This is a genomic window from Castellaniella sp. (assembly GCF_041675725.1).
GTDB lineage: Bacteria > Pseudomonadota > Gammaproteobacteria > Burkholderiales > Burkholderiaceae_B > Castellaniella.
In genome coordinates this window covers 1-4,565 of the sequence record NZ_JBAYTI010000109.1, presented here as the reverse complement: position 1 = coordinate 4,565, position 4,565 = coordinate 1, and the positions used below count along the sequence as shown (strand labels likewise).

General features: G+C 66.1%; 6 protein-coding genes, 1 tRNA gene and 1 pseudogene. 2 read left to right on the top strand and 6 right to left on the bottom strand.

Annotated elements, in window-relative coordinates; genetic code table 11:
• Both WCZ84_RS13655 and WCZ84_RS13650 read right to left on the bottom strand, forming a co-directional pair.
• Window positions 1-325 (bottom strand): tripartite tricarboxylate transporter permease (locus WCZ84_RS13655; RefSeq protein ID WP_372686827.1); only part of this gene is annotated, 325 nt, incomplete at its 3' end.
• A gap of 40 nt (window positions 326-365) precedes the next feature.
• Window positions 366-866 (bottom strand): tripartite tricarboxylate transporter TctB family protein, encoded by a 501-nt coding sequence (locus WCZ84_RS13650; RefSeq protein WP_372686826.1) that lies wholly within the window; start codon window positions 864-866, stop codon window positions 366-368.
• 93 nt (window positions 867-959) lie between these two features.
• Here WCZ84_RS13650 and WCZ84_RS13645 point away from each other — a divergent pair.
• A tRNA-Arg gene (locus tag WCZ84_RS13645) sits at window positions 960-1,034 on the top strand.
• A gap of 57 nt (window positions 1,035-1,091) precedes the next feature.
• Window positions 1,092-1,661: a D-alanyl-D-alanine dipeptidase gene (ddpX, locus tag WCZ84_RS13640; RefSeq protein ID WP_372686825.1), complete on the top strand. Its 570-nt coding sequence runs from the start codon at window positions 1,092-1,094 to the stop codon at window positions 1,659-1,661.
• Between the two features lie 18 nt (window positions 1,662-1,679).
• Here the strand turns inward: ddpX and WCZ84_RS13635 are convergent, their stop codons facing one another.
• From WCZ84_RS13635 to WCZ84_RS13620, 4 genes and pseudogenes are all read right to left on the bottom strand, one after another.
• Window positions 1,680-2,288: a LysE family translocator gene (locus tag WCZ84_RS13635; RefSeq protein WP_372686824.1), complete on the bottom strand. Its 609-nt coding sequence runs from the start codon at window positions 2,286-2,288 to the stop codon at window positions 1,680-1,682.
• 49 nt (window positions 2,289-2,337) lie between these two features.
• On the bottom strand, window positions 2,338-2,826 hold the full coding sequence (locus WCZ84_RS13630; RefSeq protein WP_372686823.1) for an aminoacyl-tRNA deacylase: 489 nt from the start codon (window positions 2,824-2,826) through the stop codon (window positions 2,338-2,340).
• Window positions 2,827-2,887: 61 nt separating this feature from the next.
• Window positions 2,888-3,835, bottom strand: a complete 948-nt coding sequence (gene xerD / locus WCZ84_RS13625; protein WP_372686822.1) for a site-specific tyrosine recombinase XerD — start codon at window positions 3,833-3,835, stop codon at window positions 2,888-2,890.
• Window positions 3,798-4,565 (bottom strand): annotated as a pseudogene (locus WCZ84_RS13620) (hypothetical protein); the annotation flags it as partial. The gene xerD and the pseudogene WCZ84_RS13620, both read right to left, overlap by 38 nt.

Genomic DNA, 4,565 nt, shown 5'->3' with positions numbered 1-4,565 from the left:
CCGGCCCGGCCCGGCCCTTGCGGGCCATCTGGTAGCCATCGAGCACGGTCACCACCGACGAGATCTCGCCCGGCAGGTTGACCAGGATGGATGTGGTGGATCCGCCGTAGGCCGCCCCGTAGTAAATGCCCGCCAGCATGATGAGCGCCGAGGTCGGATCCAGGGCGAAGGTGCCCGGCAGCAGGATGGCGATGGTGGCGGTCGGACCCAGGCCCGGCAGGATGCCGATCAGGGTGCCAAGCAGGCAGCCGATGAAGGCATAGGCCAGGTTGTGCCAGGTAAAGGCCACGCTGAACCCGAGGGCCAGGTGTTCGAACAGTTCCATGCGATCGGTTCCGAAAGAGTGGGCGGGTGGGCGGGTTCCATCAGGTGCCGAGGAACGGCGGCCACGTCAGGAACGGCATCCCCAGGCCCCAGACGAACACCAGCCAGCTGCCGGCCGTGAGGATGGCGGCCAGGATCAGGGCCTCGCCCCAGCGGAATTCCGATCCGGCGCGGGCGGCGACCACGATCAGCACGAAGGTGGCGAACAGCAGGCCGAACGCCGGGATCCCCAGCGTGGGCCAGCCGCCCAGCAGGACGCCAAACAGCACGTTGGCCAGGACCACGTATAGCACCGGACGCCAGCGCCAGGCGCCGATGCGCTCGCCCCCCTGCCGCAGGGTGACCGACTTGATGCACAGGATCAGCCCGATCGACGCCAGCAGAATGCTGCACAGCAGGGGAAAATAGCCCGGCCCCATGTGGGCACTGGTGCCCATGCGGTATCCCAGCGCGCCCCAGCCAAAGCCCGCCCCCAGTACGATGAACAGCAAGCCCGAGAAAAAATCCTTCTGGCTCTTAATATGCACGACGTCGATCCCCAAGGTGGATAGCCAGTGAGTATATCGAAACCTTTTTCCGGCTGCAGTCACTTATAATGTTGGGCTTGCCCCGGCGCGCCTGGCCGCCGGCTTGCCGCCTCCTTAGTTAAATGGATATAACTTTCCCCTCCTAAGGGAAGATTGCAGGTTCGATTCCTGCAGGAGGCGCCAGGGTGCCCTACCAGGGCCCAATAGGTAGAGCCGCTCGGGATCGCTTCGAAAACCGCCATGTCCTCACTCACCGATATCAGCCACATCCGCGGCTTGCATATTGCGCTGGCCTACGCCACGGCGCACAACTTCGTCGGCCGCGCCGTCTATGCGCCCGAGGCGCGCGCCGTTCTGCGCCCCGAGGCGGTGGATTGCCTGGCAAGCGCCGTGCAGGCAGCACGCAGTTGCGGCCTGACGATGATCGTGTTCGATGCCTATCGGCCCGCCGCGGCCCAGGCCGTGTTCTGGCAGGCGCTGTCCGATCCACGCTACGTGGCCGACGCCCGCCAGGGCTCCAACCATACGCGTGGCGTGGCCATCGACGTCGGCCTGATCGGCGCAGACGGACGGCCGCTGGACATGGGCACGGGCTTCGATGCCATGTGCGAGCAATCCCACCACGGGCGCTCGGATCTGCCGGCCGCGGTGCAGCGCAACCGGCACCTATTGCTGGGGATCATGCTGCACGCGGGCTTTCGTACCATACCGACAGAGTGGTGGCACTATGAATTGCCCGATTGTGCACAATATGATTTCATCCCTGAAGACGATGCGGTCAAGACAATCGCCGATCTGGAAACACGGTAAATTTTCGGCAGCGTAGCCCTAAGAATGCCAGGGAAGCATCACGCCAAAGCCCATGAAGAGGCCGCCACAGAGCTTGTTGAAGCGCCGTCCCGAACGGGCCAGCCAGGGTCGTATGTGGTGGGATGCGGCGGCCACGACGTACTCGACGACGAATTCGGCCGCTGCGTAGGTCAGGGCGACGATTGCGGTCTGCAGCAGCGGGCTGTGATGCGGGTTCAGAAAGGGCGGGATGAAGGCGGTGAAAAGCAGCAGTGCTTTCGGGTTCGAGACCGCCGCCACAAACCCCTGGTTGAAAAGCGACCAGGCGCGCGTGTGCGTGGCTTCGCCCAGGTCGACCGCCATCGGCGGCGCGCGCCACAGGTTGATGCCGAGCCAGATCAGGTAAAGGCCGCCGATCATCTTCAGTGCCGTGAACCAGGTCATGGACGCCTGGATGAGGGCGCCCAGCCCCAGCGCGCACAGGGAAATCATCGTCATCAATCCCAGCACGCCACCGGCGACCGTGGCCAGGGTTTTCCGGCTGCCATAGAGCGCGCCGTGCGTCAGGACCAACAGCTGATTGGGGCCTGGCACGATGGCGATGCCCCAGCACGTCAGAAAAAAAATCAACCAGGTATCGAGCGGCATGGGTGCATGGGCCTGTCTTTGATCAGTGGTGGCGCGACGGTGCGCGGATTCAGGGTAGTGCCACGTGAACCGCCTGGGCACCCAGGGCCTGCGCCAGCACCTTGCTGGCGACCCGGATCAGAAAGCCCCGCCGGCCGCCATTCAGGTACACGTGGTCGAAATCCAGCAGACTGGCTTCGATCCAGACTGGCATGTGCTTGCGTGTGGCAAAGGGCGAGGTACCGCCCACCTGGTAGCCCGAATGGCGCTGGGCCGTATCTGGCGTGCAAGGCGACACTTTCTTGACCCCGATCTGGCGCGCGAGGTTCTTGGTGGACACTTCATGGTCGCCGTGCATCAGCATGATCAATGGCTGCCCGCGCTCGTCTTCCATGATCAGGGTCTTGGCCAGCTGATGCAGGGGCAGCCCAAGCTGGCGGGCCGCTTCCCGGGCGCCACCGTGGTCGACGTATTCGTAAGGGAAAGCCTCGAAGGGGATGCGCTGCTGGCGCAGCCAGTGGGTGGCAGGGGTTTCGGAAACGTGGCCGGATTTGCGCATGGGGCTGGACGGTTCGTTGGGTGTCGGGATAGGCCCGGCGCGGTGTAGGGCGGATGAGGCGTCAGCCGCGCGGATGATGCTGCGCGTGCAGGGTTTTGAGCCGCTCGCGTGCTACATGAGTATAGATCTGGGTGGTGGAAATGTCGGCATGCCCCAGCAGCATCTGCACGACGCGTAAATCTGCGCCGTGGTTGAGCAGGTGGGTGGCAAACGCATGGCGCAGTACGTGGGGCGACAGCGGCACGTGGATGTCGGCCTGGGTCGCGTACTTGCGCACCAGCAACCAGAACGCTTGCCGGGTCATGGCGGCCGCGCGCGCCGTGATGAACAGGGCCTCGCAGTGGCGATGGCCCAGCAGGGCCGGGCGCGAAACAGCGAGATACTGTTCGATCCAGTGGCGCGCCTCGGCGCCCAGAGGAACCAGCCGGTCTTTCGCCCCTTTGCCCATGACCACGCGAATCACGCTATCGTTCAGGCTCGTGTGCTGCACCTGCAGCTGGACCAGCTCGCTGACCCGCATGCCGGTCGCATACAGCGTCTCCAGCATGGCGCGATCGCGCAGGCCCAGCGTGGTTCCGGTGTCGGGCGCCTTGAGCAGGGCCTCTACCTGGGTTTCGGACAGGATTTTGGGAAAACGGGCGGTCGGGCGCGCCCCCTGCAGCCCCTGGCTGGGATCTTCGGCGATCAGGCCGGTACGCATCGCCCAGAGAAAGTAGCGCCGCAGGGTCGCCAGGCGACGGTTGGCCGTGCTGGTCTTGGTGCGCGGGTATTCGGCGGCCATCCAGGCCTGGATGTCGTGTGTGGCGGCCTGCGCCAGATCGCCCCGCCCATTGGCCTGCAGCCAACGGGCAAAGGCGTTCAGGTCGCGTCGATAGGCGGCCAGGGTGTTGGCGGCCAGCCCGTCTTCCAGCCACAGGGCGTCCAGGAAGGCGTCCAGATCCTGGACGCCTTGCCCGTCTGCCTGGGGGGCTTCAGTGGCCTGTTTCCACTTGCTGGAGGGGCTCTTCATGGACCACGGCCACCGGTTTGCGCGCCCGACCCAGTGGCTTGGGCGCGGGCGCCGGGATGTGCGGCACGTCGCGGGTCTCGATCATTTCCATGCCAGCGGCGGCCAGCACGGTATCGAGCGTATCGACCACGATGGGCGCCCGACCGTTGGGGTCGATGCGTTCGTCATCGGCCGCCTCTTCGGGTTCGGCCAGGCCGGCCGCCGCCGTGACGGCAGCCGCTTCGTCTGCCTCTTGAACGGCCGGACCCCCGATCGGAGCCGCTTCGTCAAGCGCCGGGACGGCCTCATCCGCGACTGGAGTGGCGTCATCCGCCGGCGTCGCCTCGCTGGCCGTTTGGATGGTTTCGCCCGCAACCTGAACCGCGCCGCCGGCGACAGGGGCCGTCTCTACCCCCTTATCGTCGGCTGCGGCCGGTGACGCTGCTTCAGTGGCCACGGTGCCGGCTTTTTGCGCCTCTTGCATGGCCGCATCCGGCGCCGCGTCGGCTACGGGTTCTTCGGCGGCCTGCGGGCCGACATCGTCTGGTGCCTGGGGCCGCGTGTCCGAGGCGGCCTCGGCTGTTTCGGCCGCGACTGCTTCGGTGCCGGTTGCTTCGGCTGGGCTGGCCGCAAGGGCTTCGGCCTCTTGCAGCAGGGCCTCGGGATCGAAGCGCGGCGTCTCGTGGGTTTCGAGGGGCTGCTCGGCGCCGGCGTCATCGGCCTCTTGGGTGGGCGTGCCGTTGTCCGTGGT

Bases quoted from the DNA above. Each gene is read 5' to 3' on its own strand.
- ddpX (WP_372686825.1), top strand. From the start codon at position 1,092: ATGTCCTCACTCACCGATATCAGCCACATCCGCGGCTTGCATATTGCG.
- WCZ84_RS13635 (WP_372686824.1), bottom strand. From the start codon at position 2,288: ATGCCGCTCGATACCTGGTTGATTTTTTTTCTGACGTGCTGGGGCATC.
- WCZ84_RS13630 (WP_372686823.1), bottom strand. From the start codon at position 2,826: ATGCGCAAATCCGGCCACGTTTCCGAAACCCCTGCCACCCACTGGCTG.
- xerD (WP_372686822.1), bottom strand. From the start codon at position 3,835: ATGAAGAGCCCCTCCAGCAAGTGGAAACAGGCCACTGAAGCCCCCCAG.